Origin of the sequence: Oceanobacillus halophilus (assembly GCF_003628505.1) — a bacterium.
Taxonomy (GTDB): Bacteria; Bacillota; Bacilli; order Bacillales; family Amphibacillaceae; genus Oceanobacillus; species Oceanobacillus halophilus.
The window spans coordinates 33,436-53,781 of sequence record NZ_RBZP01000010.1; the positions used below are offsets into that span (position 1 = coordinate 33,436).

The 20,346-nt window shown below is 37.0% G+C and carries 16 protein-coding genes; 4 read left to right on the top strand and 12 right to left on the bottom strand.

The genetic code is table 11. The features are described from left to right. Positions 1 to 69: 69 nt before the first annotated feature. Together xylB and xylA are read right to left on the bottom strand one after the other, a co-directional pair. On the bottom strand, positions 70 to 1,569 hold the full coding sequence (gene xylB, locus D8M06_RS12545) for a xylulokinase (protein WP_121204757.1): 1,500 nt from the start codon (positions 1,567 to 1,569) through the stop codon (positions 70 to 72). Between the two features lie 143 nt (positions 1,570 to 1,712). Continuing rightward, a complete protein-coding gene (gene xylA, locus D8M06_RS12550) occupies positions 1,713 to 3,038 on the bottom strand; it encodes a xylose isomerase (protein ID WP_121204758.1) in 1,326 nt (441 codons plus the stop codon). A gap of 317 nt (positions 3,039 to 3,355) precedes the next feature. Between xylA and D8M06_RS12555 the strand changes: the two genes are divergently transcribed. Further along, positions 3,356 to 3,970, top strand: coding sequence for a YesL family protein (locus D8M06_RS12555; protein WP_121204759.1), 615 nt, complete (start codon positions 3,356 to 3,358; stop codon positions 3,968 to 3,970). Positions 3,971 to 4,310: 340 nt separating this feature from the next. On the opposite strand, the gene D8M06_RS12560 is transcribed toward D8M06_RS12555, so the two are convergent. Continuing rightward, positions 4,311 to 5,618 carry an extracellular solute-binding protein gene (locus tag D8M06_RS12560; RefSeq protein ID WP_121204760.1) on the bottom strand — a complete coding sequence of 436 codons (1,308 nt, stop codon included), beginning with the start codon at positions 5,616 to 5,618 and terminating at the stop codon, positions 4,311 to 4,313. 255 nt (positions 5,619 to 5,873) lie between these two features. Between D8M06_RS12560 and D8M06_RS19725 the strand changes: the two genes are divergently transcribed. After that, positions 5,874 to 6,113, top strand: a complete 240-nt coding sequence (locus D8M06_RS19725; RefSeq protein WP_147404975.1) for a hypothetical protein — start codon at positions 5,874 to 5,876, stop codon at positions 6,111 to 6,113. A 115-nt stretch (positions 6,114 to 6,228) separates the two neighbouring features. On the opposite strand, the gene D8M06_RS12565 is transcribed toward D8M06_RS19725, so the two are convergent. From D8M06_RS12565 to D8M06_RS12585, 5 genes are all read right to left on the bottom strand, one after another. Next, complete coding sequence (locus tag D8M06_RS12565) at positions 6,229 to 7,050, bottom strand: carbohydrate ABC transporter permease (RefSeq protein ID WP_121204761.1); 822 nt, start codon at positions 7,048 to 7,050, stop codon at positions 6,229 to 6,231. Positions 7,051 to 7,065: 15 nt separating this feature from the next. Continuing rightward, on the bottom strand, positions 7,066 to 7,944 hold the full coding sequence (locus D8M06_RS12570; RefSeq protein ID WP_121204762.1) for a carbohydrate ABC transporter permease: 879 nt from the start codon (positions 7,942 to 7,944) through the stop codon (positions 7,066 to 7,068). A 161-nt stretch (positions 7,945 to 8,105) separates the two neighbouring features. After that, positions 8,106 to 9,422: an extracellular solute-binding protein gene (locus D8M06_RS12575; protein ID WP_121204763.1), complete on the bottom strand. Its 1,317-nt coding sequence runs from the start codon at positions 9,420 to 9,422 to the stop codon at positions 8,106 to 8,108. A 111-nt stretch (positions 9,423 to 9,533) separates the two neighbouring features. Continuing rightward, complete coding sequence (locus tag D8M06_RS12580) at positions 9,534 to 10,319, bottom strand: response regulator transcription factor (protein WP_121204764.1); 786 nt, start codon at positions 10,317 to 10,319, stop codon at positions 9,534 to 9,536. Between the two features lie 2 nt (positions 10,320 to 10,321). Next, a complete protein-coding gene (locus tag D8M06_RS12585) occupies positions 10,322 to 12,055 on the bottom strand; it encodes a sensor histidine kinase (protein WP_121204765.1) in 1,734 nt (577 codons plus the stop codon). 343 nt (positions 12,056 to 12,398) lie between these two features. Between D8M06_RS12585 and D8M06_RS12590 the strand changes: the two genes are divergently transcribed. Together D8M06_RS12590 and D8M06_RS12595 are read left to right on the top strand one after the other, a co-directional pair. Further along, positions 12,399 to 13,601, top strand: coding sequence for an ROK family transcriptional regulator (locus D8M06_RS12590; RefSeq protein ID WP_121204766.1), 1,203 nt, complete (start codon positions 12,399 to 12,401; stop codon positions 13,599 to 13,601). 93 nt (positions 13,602 to 13,694) lie between these two features. Beyond that, positions 13,695 to 15,305: a glycoside hydrolase family 43 protein gene (locus D8M06_RS12595; RefSeq protein ID WP_121204767.1), complete on the top strand. Its 1,611-nt coding sequence runs from the start codon at positions 13,695 to 13,697 to the stop codon at positions 15,303 to 15,305. A 336-nt stretch (positions 15,306 to 15,641) separates the two neighbouring features. Here the strand turns inward: D8M06_RS12595 and D8M06_RS12600 are convergent, their stop codons facing one another. From D8M06_RS12600 to rhaB, 4 genes are all read right to left on the bottom strand, one after another. Beyond that, positions 15,642 to 16,403, bottom strand: coding sequence for a DeoR/GlpR family DNA-binding transcription regulator (locus D8M06_RS12600; protein ID WP_121204768.1), 762 nt, complete (start codon positions 16,401 to 16,403; stop codon positions 15,642 to 15,644). A 140-nt stretch (positions 16,404 to 16,543) separates the two neighbouring features. After that, complete coding sequence (gene rhaD, locus D8M06_RS12605) at positions 16,544 to 17,380, bottom strand: rhamnulose-1-phosphate aldolase (protein WP_121204808.1); 837 nt, start codon at positions 17,378 to 17,380, stop codon at positions 16,544 to 16,546. 206 nt (positions 17,381 to 17,586) lie between these two features. Next, positions 17,587 to 18,843, bottom strand: coding sequence for an L-rhamnose isomerase (gene rhaA / locus D8M06_RS12610; RefSeq protein WP_121204769.1), 1,257 nt, complete (start codon positions 18,841 to 18,843; stop codon positions 17,587 to 17,589). A gap of 2 nt (positions 18,844 to 18,845) precedes the next feature. Further along, the gene (rhaB, locus tag D8M06_RS12615) at positions 18,846 to 20,264 is read right to left on the bottom strand and encodes a rhamnulokinase (protein WP_121204770.1); all 1,419 of its coding nucleotides are present in this window, start codon (positions 20,262 to 20,264) and stop codon (positions 18,846 to 18,848) included. Between the last annotated feature and the right edge of the window lie 82 nt (positions 20,265 to 20,346).

Sequence of the window (20,346 nt, forward strand, 5' to 3'; positions counted from 1 at the left end):
CACTAATATTCAAAACAGGCTATCCCCATAAGCAACATTTGCTCATATCATGAGATAGCCTTCTATAAACTAGTTACGATAATCCATTAACTGCTCATTTAAATCATTCGTTTTTCCATAAACCTCTTGATAAATCGCAAATAATCCTTTATATCTTTCCACATTTTCTGGAATTGGTGTATATACTTTATCTTCTTTCAAGAATTCATCTGCACATTCTTTCAAGGTGTCGAACCAACCACAACCAAACGCTGCAAGCATTGCTGCGCCCATTCCTGGTCCTTGCTCACTTTGCATTTTTACGATTGTTGCATTGAAAATATCAGCTTGCATTTGCAGCCATGATTCATTTTTTGCGCCTCCACCGATGGAAACTACCGTATCAATGTTTTTGCCATTTTCACGGAAAATTTCAACCGATTCATTTAGAGAGAAGGTGATTCCTTCCAGAACCGCACGAGCAAAATGTTTTCTCTCATGGGATGCATCCATGCCGATAAAGCTTCCGCGAATGTTCGCATCTACGTGCGGGGTTCTTTCTCCAACAATATAAGGAGTAAAGATTAGCCCATTGGATCCAACTGGAACGCTATCGATATCCGCTAATAGTTCGTTAAAGTCAATTTCTTTTGCAAACGTGTCTTTAAACCAAGATAGGCTATATCCTGCTGCAAGTGTTACCCCCATGGTATAGAACACTTCTGGTGCTCCATGGTTGAAGTAATGAACTTTACCTTCAAAGTCCTTATCTCCATTTGCTTCATAGGATAAAACCACTCCAGATGTACCGGTACTTGCTAATGTTTTTCCATCCTCTAAAATTCCAGAACCAATGGCACCACATGCATTATCAGCGCCACCTGCAAATACTTTTGTTGCAGGACTTAATCCTGTAGCTTCAGCGATTCCCGCAGTAATTGTACCAACCTCATCATGTGAACCAACTAATGGCGGACAAATTTCTGGATTAATATCCAATATTTCACAAATCTCTTTGCTCCATGTTTTTTCAGCAACATTTAACAGTAATGTCCCTGCTGCGTCTGAATACTCCATATGCAACTGCTCAGTTAATTTCAAGCGAACATAGTCTTTCGGTAATACAAAGGCTTTTGCTTGATTGAAAACTTCAGGTTCATGATTTTTCACCCATAGTATTTTTGGTAGGGTAAATCCTTCCAGTGCAGGGTTCTTCGTTATTTCTAGTAGGCGTTCTTTGCCCACTTTTTCATAAATCTCTTCACATTCTTTGGTCGTTCTTGTATCATTCCAAAGAATGGCATTACGTAAGACTTCGTTATTTTCATCTAATAGAACGAGTCCATGCATCTGTCCGGAAAAGCTAAGTCCTTCGATATCTTCTGGATTCCCTTTAAAATCTGCTAGTAATTCGGATAAGCCAGCAACCGTTTGTTCTACCCAGTCATTTGGATTTTGTTCACTGTAGCCTACTTTTTCCTGAATGAGTGGATAGGACTTAGAAACTTCCTGCGTCACTTCTCCCTGCTGATTCACTAATAATATTTTGACAGCACTTGTCCCTAAATCTACTCCAATTACGTATTTCATCATTAATCTCTCCTGCATTCTAATAAGATATAAAAGACGAAGACACAGATTGGAATGGTCTTCGTCTTTCTTTTGGCAGTTAGGAAGGGCGGACCTTCCTTCTGCATACGTGTCATTCCTAGATGAACTGATAAGATTATCTATTACTCACCTGCAAATGTTGTTAATAGATATTGATTGATTGTAGCATTAATGCTTTCCAGTTTACCAGATTCGTTGTTGATTTCTTTCAATCCTAGCGCATATTCTTCTAATTTATGAAGGTCTGTTTTTCCTTCTACAATATCAAGGCCAATTCCATCTTTGTAAGTCTTGTAGCGATCGTCAACGATGTTTTCAAGAACTTTATCATCGATTAAGCGTTGCGCTACTTTTAACCCAACGGCATAACCATCCATTCCAGCGATATGTGCATGGAATAAATCTTCTGGAGCAAATGATCCACGGCGAACTTTCGCATCAAAGTTCAATCCACCACGACCTAGTCCACCATTTTTCAAGATTTCATACATAGCTAGTACAGAAGTATGAAGATCTGTTGGGAATTCATCGGTATCCCAGCCTAGTAATGGATGTCCTTGGTTGGCATCCACAGAACCTAACATGTTGTGAATTCTTGCATAGTGTAATTCATGTTCAAATGTATGACCCGCTAAGGTTGCATGGTTTGCTTCGATGTTAAATTTGAAGACATCTTGTAAACCGTAATGTTGTAAGAATGCATAACCACTTGCTACATCAAAGTCATATTGATGAGAAGTTGGCTCTTTTGGTTTTGGTTCGATTAGGAATTGTGCATCAAAGCCAATTTCTTTCGCATAATCATTGGCCATATGGAAGAAACGTCCTAAGTTGTCCATTTCTAATTTCATATCTGTATTTAGAAGTGTTTCGTATCCTTCACGGCCACCCCAGAATACATAGTTTTCTGCTCCAAGTTCTTTCCCAACTTCTAAGCCTTTTTTCACTTTCGCAGCTGCATAAGCGAATACATCCGCATTGCTGGATGATCCTGCACCATGTACAAAACGTGGGTTACTGAAATTATTTACGGTGTTCCAAAGTAATTTTGTTTTCGAATCTTTCATGTATTCTTTGATCATCGCAACGATCGTATCTAGATTTTTGTTAGATTCAGCTAGCGTGTCGCCTTCAGGTGCGATATCAACATCATGGAATGCAAAGAATGGAGCATTAATCTTTTCGAAGAATTCAAATGCTGCTTCTACGCGTGCTTTTGCCTGGTCCATTCCCGTGAATTTATCCCAAGGGCGAATCGCAGTACCTGCACCAAATGGATCTGATAGGTCTTCGGTGAATGTGTGCCAGTATGCCACACCAAAGCGAAGAATTTCTTCCATTGATTTTCCATTAATTTTTTCTTCTGGATTGTAGAATTTAAATGCAAATGGATTCGTTGATTTTGGACCTTCATACTTGATATTGCTTACGTTGTTAAAATACGTCATGTGTTGTATCCTCCTAGAATTATATATTTAAATAATTTAATAATAATGTAAATGCTTTCACAAATTTATTATAGCATGGATTTGTTAGTTAGTCTATCGAATGAACAAAGTTTTTTTATTTTTTTTGATGTACGTCTGAAAGTAGCCTATTATTGGATTCTACTTTTCGCATATCCATAAAGCTATCGTGCGGCAATTTATTCCATCCATTAATTGTTCGATTAGGATAGGTAAAACAGCTAATTTATCGTATAATGAGTAGTACATGCTACTTAGTACATCGATTAAACAGACGTCATCTAAAGGAGGACACAGCATTGAACAGTACTACGAGTGCGATTTATAACATTTTGGAATGGATTACTAAATTTGCCTATGTCAATCTTTTATGGGTTATCTTTACATTGTTGGGCGGGGTTATTCTTGGCTTCTATCCTTCTACCATCGCCATGTTTGCAATGGTTCGAGATTGGTTAAGAGGAACAACGGATTTACCTGTCTTAAAAACGTTTTGGAAGTATTACAAACGTGATTTTCTTAAAAGCAACCTGTTGGGCTTATTCCTTAATATCATACTAGCTTTCATTGCCATTGATATTTATTACATTCAAATTAATATGAATGAGCAGCTAACCTGGACTTATATTCCATTATTTGCCTTTATGCTCATGGTTGCTTTATTCCTATTTTATCTGTTTCCAAGCTATGCGCACTTTGATTTAAAAGTAGGGCCACTTATGAAAAATGCATTTTTGATTATGTTGATCAGTCCGATTCAAAGCTTTCTCATTATTATTAGTCTTGTATCCGTAGTCTTCATTATGCGCGCGATCCCAGCATTGTTCTTTATTTTCGGCGGTACGACTTATGCATTCATCACCACTTGGCTAGCGTTACATGCCTTTAATAAGGTGGAGCAGAGACAGAAATAAGAGCTGCATCGACTATTAGCATGGGATATCAACGAATTATTGAAGTATATCTACCATTCAGGTGCATATATCTACAGGACTGAGGGCTATTTCAACGTTCACCTGTTGTATCAACCAAAGTAACACAGATATCAACAATTAAGGAAAATATTCACAAAGCAAGATTTGGGTGAGTACTATATTGACCTTCAATTGTTATATTGATGAAAAATAAACCTGCATAATAATCAAAAACCACCTCCCCATACCGTTTCTAAAAACTGTTGGACAAGGTGGTTTTTTATAAATATAGTAAAAGGACTTTCCAGAGTCTAGGAGAAGTCCTTTTCATTGTACTTTATTATTCTTCTGAAAGTGCCTCTTCATGTGCCTTTGCAAATTCTTCTGGTGTAACTTCCCCACCAAATAATGCTTGAATCATATCTAAATGCAATTGAGCATCTGCCGCTGTCATTTGTACGTCAGCAAATAGTGTAATGTTTTCAGCTTCATTCAGGTCATTTAAAATATCAACGTACAATGGAAGAAGATCCATGGATTCCGTATCAATTTTAGCTGCAGGTACCATTCCTACTTCAGTTACCGCTCTATCGCCCCATTGTTCCACAAGATAAGATGCAAATGCCATTGCATCTTCTTTCACATCAGAGTTTTCAGCGACGAACAACCCAACTCCAGGTCCACCAACATAATTATTCATGTTTCCCTTTCCATCAATGGAAGGGAATGGGAAGTACCCAACAGAATCTCTAAATTCCTGTGCAACATCTTCATTTGTTGTAAAGTTTGCTAAATCCCATGTAGCTGTTAAGTACATTGCTGCCTGTCCACTTAAAAACATACTTTTTGCCTCTTCATCAGCTAAACCATTCGGACCAGCAACAAATGTGTCATTCTCTACAAGTTTTTGAATTTCTTCACCTGCTTGAACAAATACCGGATCTTCAAAGGACATTTCCCGGTTAATCGCATCTGTTATAACATCCTGATCAGCACCAAGTCTTGTAGCTGCATACATATACCACATGGAACCAGTCCAAGCATCTTTGTTCCCAAGTGCAACAGGATTAACACCGTTTTCATTTAACGTTTTTACAATTTCATTCAGTTCTTCCATAGTCTCAGGCTCTTCCAATCCATATTCATCAAAAATAGCTTTGTTGTAATAGATACTTGCTATATTTAATTCTAATGGTAGTCCATATGTATTTCCATTCATAGAAAACGGATCTGTGGTTCCTGCTACAAAGTTATCTTTATTGTAAATGTCATCTAATGGAGCATATTTATTTCCTTCTACATAAGGCTTCATGTATCCTGCTGCCCATGTAATGCCAACATCCGGTAATTCATCCGAAGTAGATAATACTTTGATTTTATCTTTATATTGTTCATTACTTAAAACTTCTAATTCAATCGTAACGTCAGGATTATCTTCTTCAAATTCTGAGATAATCTCGTTTATTGTATTGTATTGCGGAGCTGTACTGCCTTCTGTGTAAGAGTGCATAAACCTAATTGTTTTATTTCCCGAATCTGATTCACCGGAAGAATCTACGCTCGCATCAGACCCTCCCCCACACGCAGCAAGCAATAAAGATAAAACAAATAAGACCACCACAGTTGTAATCGCTTTCTTTAAATACATTTAAAAACCCTCCTAGAAAAATATTTTTTTGATTATAAGCATATTTATATTACCATTAAAAACATTGTTTGTATACTGGATGAACGAACAATAATAAGAGATTAAGGATTTTTTCTAAAAGATAGTTTTTTTTTAACATTTTATAGAGACTATAGACATCTTCATATTCCGCCTCCTCTTACTCGAAATTGATTTATAGAGTAGGTATGATCTATGCTTCTTTTTAGATAATTACAGATAGAAATCACTTGGCGGTTGATAGAATCCAGAAGGCGGTTGATTGATGCCAATTGCCGGTTGATAGAACCAAGAAGGCGGTTGATTGACGTCACTTGCCGGTTGATAGAAACCAGCGGGCGGTTGATTGGTGCCTCTCGTCAGTTGATTGAATTCAGCAGGCGGTTGATTGGTGCCACTTGCCGGTTGATAGAATCCGGCAGGCGGTTGATTGATGCCACTTGCCGGTTGATAGAATCCAGCGAGGCGGTTGATTGATGCCAATTGCCGGTTGATAGATTTTCTACAAAGAAAGGAAAACCAGAAAAAACCACCGCACCTTACTGCTATTAACACAGAAGGATGAGGTGGTCTTTAAAACATCTTTAGAGAATTAACCTTTCACCGCACTAGCAGTAATACCTTCCATAATTTTATCACTGAAGAATAAGAAGGCAAGGATGATTGGTAGTACACTAATAACCAGTGTTGCACCAATTGCTCCCCAGTCGGTCATGTACTGTCCAATAAAGTTTTGAATACCTACTGTCAATGTTTTGAATTTGTCAGAGCTAATAAATGTATTAACAAACACAAATTCATTCCAGTTATAAATCATATTGATAATAACCGTTGTTGACATGATCGGTGCAGAAATTGGTAGAATGATTCGGAAAAATAAGCGATGAATCGAGCTTCCATCAATAATTGCAGCCTCTTCGATTTCACGCGGAATCGTGGTGTAGAATCCGAGTAATATCATGACCGTTATCGGTAAATTATACGTTGTATACGTAATCACAATCGATAAAGGATTATCAATTAAGTTAACATTTAAGAACATGTTATATAGTGGTATTAACGCAGAGTGAATTGGGATCATTAGACCAACCATAATAATTCCTAATACTAATCCACTGAATTTCCATTTCATTCTTGTAATGGCAAAGGTAGCCATACTTGCGATTAAAATAGTTATCACAGTTGCGACAACGGTAATCCAAATACTATTCCAGAAATACGTTCCAATTCCGCCTTCAAATACTTTGGCATAATTTTCCCATTTTGGATCTGTCGGCAGGGCAAATGGATTACCGGCAAAGATTTCCTGATTGGTTTTCAAAGAGAACATGAACAACCATATAATCGGGAAAATCTGGAACACAGCGACAATAGCTAAAGCAACATATAGTAAAATATAACCGATTCGTCTCATGTTAGGACCCTCCTATTAATATTGAATTTCATCTTTGGAAGCTGTTAATTTACGGATGATTACAGTAACAATTAGGGTAATAATTAATAGCAGGAACCCGATTGCACTACCGTATCCAAAGTCATAACTTGCAAAGGCTAATTTGTACATATAGGATGCCATAACTTCACTTGCTCCGTTTGGTCCTCCACCTGTCATTACATAGATCAAGTCAAAGTATTTCAAGGATCCAACGATGGATAATACGATGGTTACTTTAAATACATTCATAATGAGCGGAACTTTAATTTTTAGAGCAATTTGTAATGGTGTTGCTCCATCAATCTTCGCAGCTTCCACCAATGATTCTGGAATGTTCTTCAATGCTGCATAATAAATTAAGATATAAAAACCTGCATATTGCCAAATAATAGGAATAAAGATGGCATAAAGTACGATATTAGGATCTGCAAGCCATGCAGGTGGGTTGTCTATACCTAAACCCATTAGGATACTATTTAACATACCGTTAGATGGATTATAAATTTTCACCCATAGTTGCGCAATGGCAACAGAAGATAAAAGCATTGGGATCAAATAGATTTTTCTTAAAAAGTTTGCGCCTTTAATTTTCGAAGCTAGTATTAGTGCGACTGCCAAGTAAATAAGAAGACTTAGTGCAGAAAATATAGCTAATAAAAAGGAATGTAGAGCACTTTCCCAAAACTTTGTATCCTGGAGTGCGACAATATAGTTTTCCAAGCCAATGAATTCCATGGCGCCTATTCCGTCCCAATCCATTAGTCCAAAGTAACCAGAAAGAATAAGTGGAATAACGATGAGAACGGCGATTAAGAGGAGTGCTGGAAACGTATATAAGAAGATAATCCATTTATTGGACATTACTTTGTTCATAACATTCAACCCCATAGTCTTATTTAAATTTGTGTTCAAAAAGGAGGATAATAAGGGTTACCGGACTTTTTGAACAGCCTTTTTAAGTAAGAAAAGGACTTCCCAGAGTCTAGGATATGTCCTTTTCTTTGTACTGGATGAATACTTCATTTAAGATTCAATTATTCTTGTGAAAGTGCTTCTTCGTGTGCTTTCGCGAATTCTTCTGGAGTTACTTCTCCACCAAATAATGCTTGAATCATATCTAAGTGTACTTGTGCATCTTCTGCACTCATTTGTACGTCAGCATACAAGGTAATATTTTCTGCTGCGTTTAAGTCATTTAATACATCTGTGTACATTGGGTGAAGATCAACCGAATCTGTATCTACTTTTGTTGCAGGAATAATACCTACATCTGTTACCGCTCTTTCACCCCATTGTTCAGTAAGGTAAGCTGCGAATGCTTTTGCTTCTTCTTTAACATCAGAGTCTTCCGCAACGAAAAGTCCTACCCCTGGTCCACCTACAAAGTTATTCATGTTCCCTTTTCCATCCACTTTAGGGAATGGGAAGTATCCTACTGAATCTCTAAATTCTTGTGGAACATCTTCGTTTGTTGTGTAGTTTGGAAGATCCCAAGAAGCGATTAAGTACATTGCTGCTTGCTCTCCCATAAACATACTTTTTGCTTCTTCATCAGCAAGACCGTTAAAACCACTTACGAATGAATCTGCATCAACTAATTTTTGCACTTCTTCCGCTGCTTGTACTAATGCTGGATCTTCAAAGGAAATTTCACGAGAAATAGCTTCGGTTAGTACGTCTTGATCGCCACCTAGTCGGTTAGCAAAATACATGTACCACATAGAACCTGTCCATGCATCTTTGTTACCTAAAGCAATTGGGTTTACACCGTTTTCATTTAATGTTGCAACGATTTCGTTAAGCTCTTCAATCGTTTCAGGTTCTTCTAAACCATATTCATCAAAGATTGCTTTGTTATAGTAAATACTTGAGATATTTAATTCTAATGGAAGACCGTATGTTGTATCATCGATAGCGAATGCTTCCGTAGTACCTGCAACAAAATCATCTTTATTAATGACATCATCTAATGGAGCATACATGTTACCGTCAACATATGGCTCCATGTAACCAGCTGCCCAAGTCATCCCTACATCTGGTAATTCATTAGAAGTAGAAAGAACTTTAATTTTATCTTTGTATTGCTCATTACTTAGTACTTCCAAATCAATGGTTACGCCTTCATTTTCCGCTTCAAAGTCGGCAATAATTTCGTTTACCACTTTGTGATGCTGAGCCGAACTTCCTTCTGGCCATAAATGCATAAACTTGACAGTTGCTTCATCACTGCCTGAATCACTATTACTATCGCCTGAGCTTGTATCAGAATCATCTGATGATGCACAACCAGCCAGGACAAGAACTGCTAATACGAACATAATAAATACCGATAGCGCTTTCTTTTTAAACAATGAAAAAACCTCCTTAGTCGTATAGACTAGTTAATTTTGACTACAAATTCAGTTTAGCACCGACTTCGTTTCTAAAAAAGGTAACAGCGATTAGGTAAAATACCATTATTTTTAGAAAGCCCTTTCACCGCTGTTTTTTCGGTACTTACCAGGGGTCACTCCTTCCAAATCCTTGAAAATCTTATTGAAATATTTAGCTGTTTTATACCCGGATTTCTCGGCTATTTCTGCTATCGGCATATTGGTTGATATTAATAATTCTTTGGCATGCTGGATTCTTCGTCTAGTCACATATTCACTGAATGTAAGGTGTACCTGTTCTTTAAATAAAACACTTAAATAGCTAGGGTTTAAATGAACATGTTCAGCTACTTCCTTCTGAGAAAGTTCCCTGTCTAGATGCTTATCAATATAATGCATCGCATCACGAATGGCACTGCTGGAAGTGTTATTTTTATCATAGGCTTCTATAAGCTTTTCATCGACAACTTTCGAGATAATGCCTGTTCTTGTATTTTTATCATAAACTTTGATGGCTTCTTCTACAGCTTCCATCAATTTCTTCTTACTAATAGGCTTAAGCAAGTAATTGATGACTCCAAGACTTAGAGCTTCTTGCGCATACTCAAACTCTGGATAAGCAGAAATAACAATCGTAACTGGTAATCTATCTTTCTCTTTCAATATTTTTAGTAGTTCCAACCCAGATATCTCAGGCATCCGAATATCGGTTAAAAGTACATGCACTCTCTGCTCCTCTATAATTTCTAATGTTTCCGCACCATTGGAAGCCGTCAAAATTTGCAATGCACCTTCATAGCCTTTATCTAATGTTTTTTTTAGCCCCTCTCTTGTTCTTGGTTCATCATCAACAATTAAAATCGTTTTATCATACATGGTTATTCTCCTCTCGTAACAGGAATTTCAAAAGAGATTTCCGTACCTTTATTTACCTCACTTTGAATCTGCAATTCCTTTCTTAATCGATCTTTATAATATAATTGGAGGCGTTTGTATACATTGGAGATAGCCATTCCCTTCCCTCCTGCAGATGAAGTTACTCCACCTGATTTCAATGATTGATTAATAGATTGAAGATTGGCTTCATCCATACCAGGTCCATCATCTTGAACCAGTACTTGGATATATTCTTTATCCACTTGTTTAATCGAAACTTTAACGGTACATGTATCCACTTTGTTTCCGACTCCGTGCACCACGGCATTTTCCACAAATGGCTGGATAACTAATTTAGGAATCATAATATGTTCCAACTCTTTCGGTAAAGATAAATTCCATTTCAGCCGATCGCCAAAACGTAATTTACTGACTTCCAGGTAGTCCTCAATATGTTTAAATCCTGCTTTCAAAGTAACCCAGTCATCTTCATTATCCTTCGTGATGGTATAACGAAAGAGGTCCGACATCGCAATTACCGTTTCAGCAAGTTCCTCCTCATCCTTTTCCTCTAAAGACCAGCGCAGTGCATCGAGGGTATTATAAAGAAAATGAGGATTAATCTGGGCTTGTAACGCTTTTAATTCACTTTGACTGCGATTAATTTCCTTTTGGTAAACCATTTGGATCAAATGATTCGTTTCTTCTGCCAACCGGTTATACGTACTATTTAATTCCGTTATTTCACTAACTGCTAGCATTTGTGGATTAGTCGCCAGCAGTCCTTCATTTGCTCGCTGCATGGTGTTGGTTAAATTGATAATCGGTTTTGTAATAATTGTAGAAAGGAGCCACGAACAAATAAAATAAATGATGATACCTAAAATTCCAGAAAGTACAATTCCATTACGAATTCCATCGATTCCTTCCGTCAGCGCGCTTACTGGAGTGAGAATTAACACCATAAAGCCTGTCACATCAGAAGTCTCCTTCGTAACCATATAATCTTCCTCATTAATACGAATAGAAGTCTGATCCCCTTCTGCAATGGATTCTATCGAGCCATCGTAATTGGAATTGATTTGATCCTTATTATTATCTAGTAAAATAGAATACTGATTTATATTATCTTGATTCGCAAATGGAAAATAACTGTTATAAATGCTCATAACCAAATAACCAGCATTGGCAAATCCGTGATTCATCAAATTTATTCTTCTAATTACGAGTGAATGATTGGGATCTTGTGGATCACTACCTATCCAGACTAAACTTCCTTTCGCTTCATCTGCTCGTTCAATCCATTCTTGTCCAATTCTCCCGGACAAAAGCTTATTATCTAATGGTAGCAATCTCTCTTCTCTTTTGTTATATAATTCCATGGAAAACACCCCATCAGAATTAACTTGGATGTTATTCACGATACTTTGTAACTGTTGCCTATCCGAAAAAGACACATCTTGTCCCCGGAAGCTCCGATCCAGAACTTCTTGAACTTCATCATTTGTAATAACAAATTTGGAAGCAATATTAATTTGCTCATAGAGAGAATCCACCCTCCCACTTGCTTCAATAGCAACCTGCTGCGTTTGCTCCTCCGCATTTTTCTTCAGCATCGAAGAAACTTGGTTTAAGGTGAGATATCCTACTACAAATAAAACAATAACCATGACAAATAAGAATACGATAAGTATTTGGCTTCTTAAAGAATGCCATTTTCTTAGATGAGTAAACATATCACCATACCTTTCTGTTAGTAAACTTCATTCGCATTCGCTTGTGTACCATCATCGGAATGCGTTTTCATTAATTAACTTAAAAATCCTCGCCTTTTATTATTTTTTTATCTAATAGATTTTACTTCTCGGTAATTTCATATTATCCTAAATGTAAAGAGAAAGTCCTATAAACGTTTATATAATATGCCATTAAATCTTTTCTACATATTATGTCATAGAATTTATCCTTACATTTAGTATATGATGTAAAACTTTGTTTGTCTATCGGATGTACAAAGTGTTATAATAAATTTGACCAAACCATACAATTTCCAAATGGGAAGAAAGAGTTGAAATATAAATGAGGCAAAATAAGCGATGGAATCAGCAAGTTGTAAAAAAAGAGAATAAAACGCTCGTGTTAGATTCTATTAGAAATAATGCCCCTATTTCAAGAGCAGATATCGCTAGTTTGACTGGGTTAAACAAGGGCACGGTATCATCGTTAGTAAATGAATTATTAGGGGAAAAACTAATCTATGAATCTGGCCCTGGAAAATCAAGTGGTGGCAGAAGACCTGTGTTACTGTATTTTAATCAATTAGCAGGATATTCAATCGGAATTGATTTAGGCGTTAACTATTTACTCGGAATCTTAACAAACTTGGAAGGGAACATTTGCCATGAAAAGTATGTAGATTTTGATAACCTCACGTACGAAGAAATCCTTCAGGAAATGATCAAGATGGTTGATTACTTATCTGCTCAAACGGAGACCACTCCTTATGGAATTATCGGTATAGGAGTTGGCGTACCAGGTATTATAAGTAATGATAGTAAGATACTATTGGCTCCGAACCTTAATTGGCGAAATATTGATTTAAAAGAAGAACTAGAATCCAAGTTTGGTGTGCCAGTGACAATAGAAAACGAAGCAAATGCCGGGGCATACGGGGAAAAAACATTCGGTATTGGGAAAAATCACCATAATATCATCTATGTAAGTGTTGGAATTGGTATAGGTGTTGGTCTTATATTAAATGGGCGACTTTACAAAGGGAACAATGGTTTTTCAGGGGAATTCGGCCACATGACCATCGAGGTAGGTGGTACAAAATGCAGTTGTGGCAGTGAAGGCTGTTGGGAATTATATGCTTCCGAAAGAGCCTTAATAAAAAGTGCTCAACGAAACAACATCCATATCCCTGATTCAAAGGAAATATCCTTAGAAAAATTAATATCACTTGCTAAAAACGGAGACCATGACTCCATCCAATTGTTTGAGGAAATTGGCAAATATCTTGGGGTTGGTATCAACAATATCATTAATATATTTAATCCAGAACAAGTAATCATTGGTAACCGAATCGCAGCAGCTGAGACTTGGTTGAAAGAGCCTCTCCGTCAGTGGGTGGAAAACCAAACACTATGGTTTAGCCAAAAGGACTTAAAAGTAGACTTTTCTGCCCTACTAACACATTCCGCAGCTCTAGGAGTATCAGCCTTTGCCGTGGAGAAATTTTTACTGCAAGCAATAGAAACAAATGAAGGGGCAATCTCATAAACTAGGCCCTGGTGAATACTGTTTTTTTCGTTTAAAAGAAAGCGTATTCTTCATAACTTTATATTAAATAATTTTACTTCGAGGTGGATAAACATGACAACAATTCAAAACCCTATCTTAACTGGATTTAATCCTGATCCAAGCATTTGTCGTGCTGGAGAAGATTACTATATCGCCGTATCAACTTTTGAATGGTTCCCAGGCGTAGGAATCTACCATTCCAAGGATTTAAAAAACTGGCGTTTAGTTTCAAGACCTTTAAACCGCTTAAGTCAATTAAACATGATGGGTAACCCTGACTCTGGTGGTGTTTGGGCACCAGCACTTTCTTACAGTGATGGTAAATTCTGGCTTATTTATACCGATGTTAAAGTAACAGATGGACAATGGAAAGACTGCCATAACTACCTCGTTACTTGTGACACCATTGACGGAGAATGGTCCGAGCCAATTCACATGAACAGTTCTGGATTTGACCCTTCCCTATTCCATGATGAAGATGGAAAGAAATACTTCATGAACATGGTTTGGGACCCACGTGTTGGCAACCACAACTTCAATGGCATTGTCCTTCAAGAATTTGATGCAGAACAAGGAAAATTAGTAGGCAAAAAGGAAATTATATTTACAGGAACCGATGTCAAGCTAACAGAAGCACCACATATCTATAAGATCAATGGCTATTACTATCTGTTAACTGCTGAAGGTGGAACAAAATACGACCACCAAGCAACGATTGCACGTTCCAAAAACATTTGGGGACCATATGAAGTACATCCTGAAAATCCATTAATCTCATCATTTGCACATCCAAGAAATCCATTGCAAAAAGCTGGACATGCTTCGATTGTTAAAACACATACAGATGAGTGGTTCTTGGTACATCTAACTGGACGTCCTTTACCAAAAGAAGATCAACCTTTACTGGATCCACGTGGATTCTGCCCATTAGGTCGTGAAACAGCTATCCAACGTCTAGAATGGAAAAATGATTGGCCATATGTGGTCGGTGGAAACCAACCTTCTATGCAAATCGAAGGACCGGCTATTGATGAAGTAACCTGGGAAGCAGATTATCCGGAAAAAGACGATTTTGATGCAGAAACACTAAATGCTCATTTCCAAACACTACGTATTCCATTAGGTGAGCAAACTGTTTCCTTAAAAGAAAACCCAGGACATCTGCGCATTCATGGCAGAGAATCCTTAACATCTAAATTCACTCAAGCGTTTGTAGCAAGACGCTGGCAGCATTTTAACTTTACTGCAGAAACAAAAGTAGCATTCCAACCAGAAAATTTCCAGCAAGCTGCAGGCTTAGTTAATTACTACAACACAGAAAACTGGACAGCACTTCAAATCACTTGGAATGAAGAAAAAGGTAGAATCCTTGATTTAACCACTTGCGATAACTTTACATTTGATCAACCACTAAAAGGAAAAGAAATTGTCATTCCTGAAGATGTGGAATATGTTTACCTTCGTGTCAATGTAAAAACAAGTGTTTATACCTATTCTTATTCCTTTGATGGAACGACTTGGGAAGAGATTCCAGTTGAGTTTTATTCTTACAAATTGTCCGATGACTATATTCGCGGCGGCGGATTCTTTACTGGAGCATTTGTTGGTATGCAATGTCAGGATATATCTGGTGAGGGTAAAGCGGCTGATTTTGATTATTTTGTTTATAGGGTGGAGGAATAAGGATAAAAACAGGCCAGTTTTGTGGCCTGTTTTTTTATGGGAAATAGTTGTTTTAATATTGGAGTCTTTTAACATTTTTCTCCTTTTCTATTTCTATCATTCTAGGGAATAGCTGGTAATTTTGATAATTTATCTATAGTACGGCGAAATAATAGGGATGGATGCTGATTGATAGATTGTACTAGCCTGGTTTTTATTGATTTAGGGGATTAAATAGAGATATTAATATGAGAATTCCTCCATTAATACCTCCCTGTTTATGAACTTACCATAATTATAAGTTACCCTTACTTAGTAAGACTCTTATCATTTTTATTTCTTTTATTACTATAACCACTATACCTCCACAACACTTATCCCTCTATCTTCCAACCGTTCCACCATTCTCCTATCTACATTACTATCTATAATGACATAATCTACAACATCTAAATCACCAATTTTTGAAAATGCTTGTGCACCAAGCTTGCTATGATCCATCATTAAATATACAGTATCTGCTTTTTCAATCATTTTCATTTTTACTCTTGCTTGTTGTTCTTGTGACTCACTTATTCCTTGTTCCAAGTGAAGTCCTTTACAGGAAATGAAGGCCTTATTTAAGTAATAGCTATCCATAGAAGACTCTGCTAACGGGCCTGCATAGGAAAGCGACTCTGACAGTAATGTACCTCCTGTTGAGATAACAGTTATTTCATTTTTACTACTTAATTCCATTGCTACCTTAATAGAATTGGTCAAAACGGTTATAGATATATTAGGTAATGCTTTAGCCATATACCAAGCAGTTGTACTTGCATCTAAAATGACCTTATCTCCCACTGCTACGTGTTTTACTGCTTCCAATGCTATTTCCTTCTTTTCCTGGACATTCATGATTTCTCTCGTTGTATATGGTATCTCAAAGGAATCAGTGGATTGTATACTGACAGCACCACCATGACTTCGAGCTAATTTTTTCTCATTCTCTAGCTTTTCTAAGTCCCTGCGAATTGTTTCTTCGGTCACAGAAAACAATTTGCTAAGTTCAGATACACGTACACTCTTTCTCTCGTTTACAAGATTAACAATCTTACTCTGCCTCTCTGCTACTAACATAACGTACCCCTTCTTCCACTACAAAATAGCATCTATTAATTCTATATTTTCTCTATTTAGCATACCATTTTTTTGTGTATCTTTGAATATACAGTCTTATAAAAATAAGCAAAGGTTTCAACCCCTTTGCTTACAAATTTTTATAAAAAGTATCTTTTTGGTGGGTTCACATGAAACGCTTTTGCTAAATCAAGCAACTGCTGATCCGTAATGACTTGTTTTGCTCCACCTTGATGTGCATGAACCAAATTATAGACTTTAGCTGCTTTCTCCACCGTTTCAATTAAACCAAATGCTTCATCAATGGATTTTCCAGCACCGAAGATTCCATGATGTGGCCATACAGCCAAACGGAACTCATTCATTTTTTTCGCTGTTTCACGGCCAATTTCAGAAGTTCCTGGAACCATCCAAGGTAAGATTCCAACACCTTCAGGGAATACCACTAAACATTCTGTGCACATTTGCCAAAGTGTTCTTGTAAAGCTTACTTCATCTAAGTCATGCGTAAATGTCATCGCAATTAAATTCGTTGCATGTGTATGCATGATAACTCGATGATTCGGATCATGCTTTAGGCGCTCTATGTGGCTCATGAAGTGAGAAGCAAGTTCACTCGTCGGTCTTCCACCATCACTAAGTCCCCAAAACACTTCCACATTTTTACCATCTGCTGTTACACGGAGCAGTGCAAGACATTCTTCAGGATTTTCGATCACTTTTCTAAAATACTTTCCAGACCCTGTTACCAAGAAATACTTCCCAGCAAGTTCTACTACAGGAAAGTCTAATTCAATCGTACGCAAAACATAAGTAATATCTAAATACGGGCTGACTTCCTCTTCAGTTAATAGGGAGCTAATATTCCCACCATTTAATTCATCCCAACCTAGCTTCCACATATCGTATGTTGTATTCATCATGTTTTTAACAAATGGAGCATTTAAAACAGATTGTCTTTTTATTTCTTCCGCCATTTTCATGTCCCAACTTCCCTTCTATTATTCACCGTATATCCATGTATATCTGTATTTATCATACTTGTATTTGTTTGGAAACGCAACAAAATAATGTAGTTTTGTTTTTGTTTACGTTGTTTATCGGGCGTTTTCCAAAAACAAAGGCAAGTGATAACCAGTAGTAATTACATCCACCACTTGCCTTATTCTGTTACATATTCAAATTAGTTTCTCTTTGATAAAACAGTTTCTTCATAGCTCTTCACTTCATCTAACCAAGATTCCCCAACTGGAACTCCCATTTGTTCACAGTAGTAATCCCAAATGGCTCCAAATGGATAGGTTTTAAGTTCTTCCATCAATGCAAGTCTTTCTGTGAAGTTTCCATCTTCCTGTAATTGTTTTAAATAATCGTTTGGTGTGAGCATTGCATATAATAAAGCTTTAATCATATTGCGTGTACCGATTGTCCATGCAGCGATCCGATTAATACTTGCATCAAAGAAATCAAGGCCAATTCTTACTTTGTCTAAAGCATCATTTCGAACGATTTCCAACCCAATTTCACGTAATTCATCATCTAAAATAACAACATGATCACTGTCCCAACGTACTGGTCTGGATACGTGCAATGCTAATTCATCACTGTATAAAAGCATGGAAGAAATCTTATTGGAAATTACTTCTGTTGGATGATAGTGTCCGGAATCAAGTAATAGCAACTTGTTGTTCTTCAAAGCGTAGCCCATATAAAATTCGTGGGAACCAACTACATACGCTTCTGAACCAATACCAAATAGTTTACTTTCCACTGCATCTACATTGTATTTTTCATCAATTTCAACAGAGAAAATTTCATCTAGTGATTCTTTCAGCCTCTTTCTAGGTGTTAAACGATCACTTGGAATATCTTTATACCCATCTGGAATCCAAATATTAGTTAGAGTTGAGGTACCTAGTTCCTTCCCAAAGTATTCGGCAATTTTACGACTGGCAACTGTGTGGCGAATCCAGAAGTCTCGGATTTCCTTGTTAGGATGCGCCAATGTTAACCCATCGTCTGCTTTTGGATGAGAGAATAGAGTTGGATTAAAGTCTAAACCAAGTCCATTTTTCTTTGCCCAATTCACCCAGTTTTCAAAGTGCTGTGGTTTAATCGCATCTCTATCAACAACTTCTCCCTCTGTCTCTGCATAGATCGCATGCAAGTTTACACGATGTTTACCAGGAATAAGGGAGAGCGCCTTTTCTAAGTCACTTCTTAGCTCTTTAGGATTTGTTGCTTTTCCAGGGTAGTTACCTGTGACATCAATACCACCAGATAGTTCTTGCTGATTTACTTCAAAACCGCCAATATCGTCCCCTTGCCAGCAATGAATAGAGATAGGTACATTTTTTAATTTTTTCAATACATCCTCTACATTAATTCCCCATTTTTCATATTGTTGTTTTGCGTTTTCAAAATTCTCTTTAACTGTCATGTTTAGCCCTCCACTTTTTGTTTCTTCGTATATGTCTTCAAATCAAAGGATTTTTTTATAAGATTCCTGGCATCCTCTATATCATCAATCTTATTTAGCGCCATCAACTGTGCAGCCATATTACCGATTGCCGTTGCTTCAGATGGACCAGCTATGACTTCTTTGCCTGTCGTATCTGCGATTAATTGATTCAGCATTTCGTTTTTGGAACCTCCACCAATAACATTTATCTTTTGGAAATCCTTTTCATAAATTTCTTCAATCTGATCGATGGCACTTTGATAACTTATTGCCAAACTATCAAACACGCATTTGGCAATTTCTCCTGGTGATTCCGGTATTCTCTGATTAGTTTCCTTACAATATAGTTGAATTTCTTTGGTCATATTTTGTGGCTTTAAGAATCTATCATCATCTACATTAACTTGTGAGTGAAAATCAATTTCCTTATCTGCCATTTCTGCAAATTCCGCAAACGAGTATTGGTCATTAAAATTACGTTTTACTTCCTGAATCATCCAAAGCCCCATGATGTTTTTCAAGAAACGATAACGATAATTCACGCCACCCTCATTAGTAAAGTTATAGTCAAGTGCTTTCGTTACACAAATTGGAAAGCGATTTTCCACACCAATGAGTGACCATGTCCCTGAACTGATATAGATAGTGTCCTCTTGTTCAGGTACAGCTAAAACAGCGGAACCAGTATCATGTGTAGCAGGAAGTATAACTTCCATGTCAAACCCAAACTCATCTACTAGATCTGGCTTCAAAGTTCCAATTGATGATTTGGGCGGCAAAATTTCTTGGAACATTTCAGTGGGAATACCCAGTTGTTTCATTAATTCATTGTCCCATTTCTTGGTAAATGCGTTGACCAATTGAGTAGAAGTTGCATTCGTATATTCATTAACTTTTTTACCTGTAAGCAAATAGTTCAAGTAATCTGGAATCATGAGGAATGTTTTTGCTTCCTTTAACAATTCCGGATTATTTTTCTTTAAATAATATAATTGATAGATCGTATTAAACTTTTGGAATTGTATACCTGTTTCCAGATAAAGACGCTCTTTACTAATCTTAGAAAAAACTTCTTCCATCATCCCGTCTGTTCTGGAATCTCGATAAGCTACCGCGTCCGTTAACATTTCATCGTTTTCATCTAATAAAACGAAGTCCACAGCCCAAGTATCTATACCAATGCTTTCTGGGCTAAAACCCTGTTCCTTCGTCTTACGAATACCTGTTTTTATTTCAGTAAAAAGCCTCTTTATGTCCCAGCAAAAGTGGTTATTTTTTTCTATAAGTTTATTTTCGAAACGGTGGACTTCTTCTAATATCATCTTGCCATTTTGTAAATAACCGGCAATAAGTCTACCGCTTGAAGCACCAATATCTACTGCTAGGCTGCATTTTTGCATGACATCACCTTCCGCTAGAAAAAGAATTTCCTTTTTTATGGTTAACCATTTTCTTTCTCATCTTGTAGAACATCTACTAATT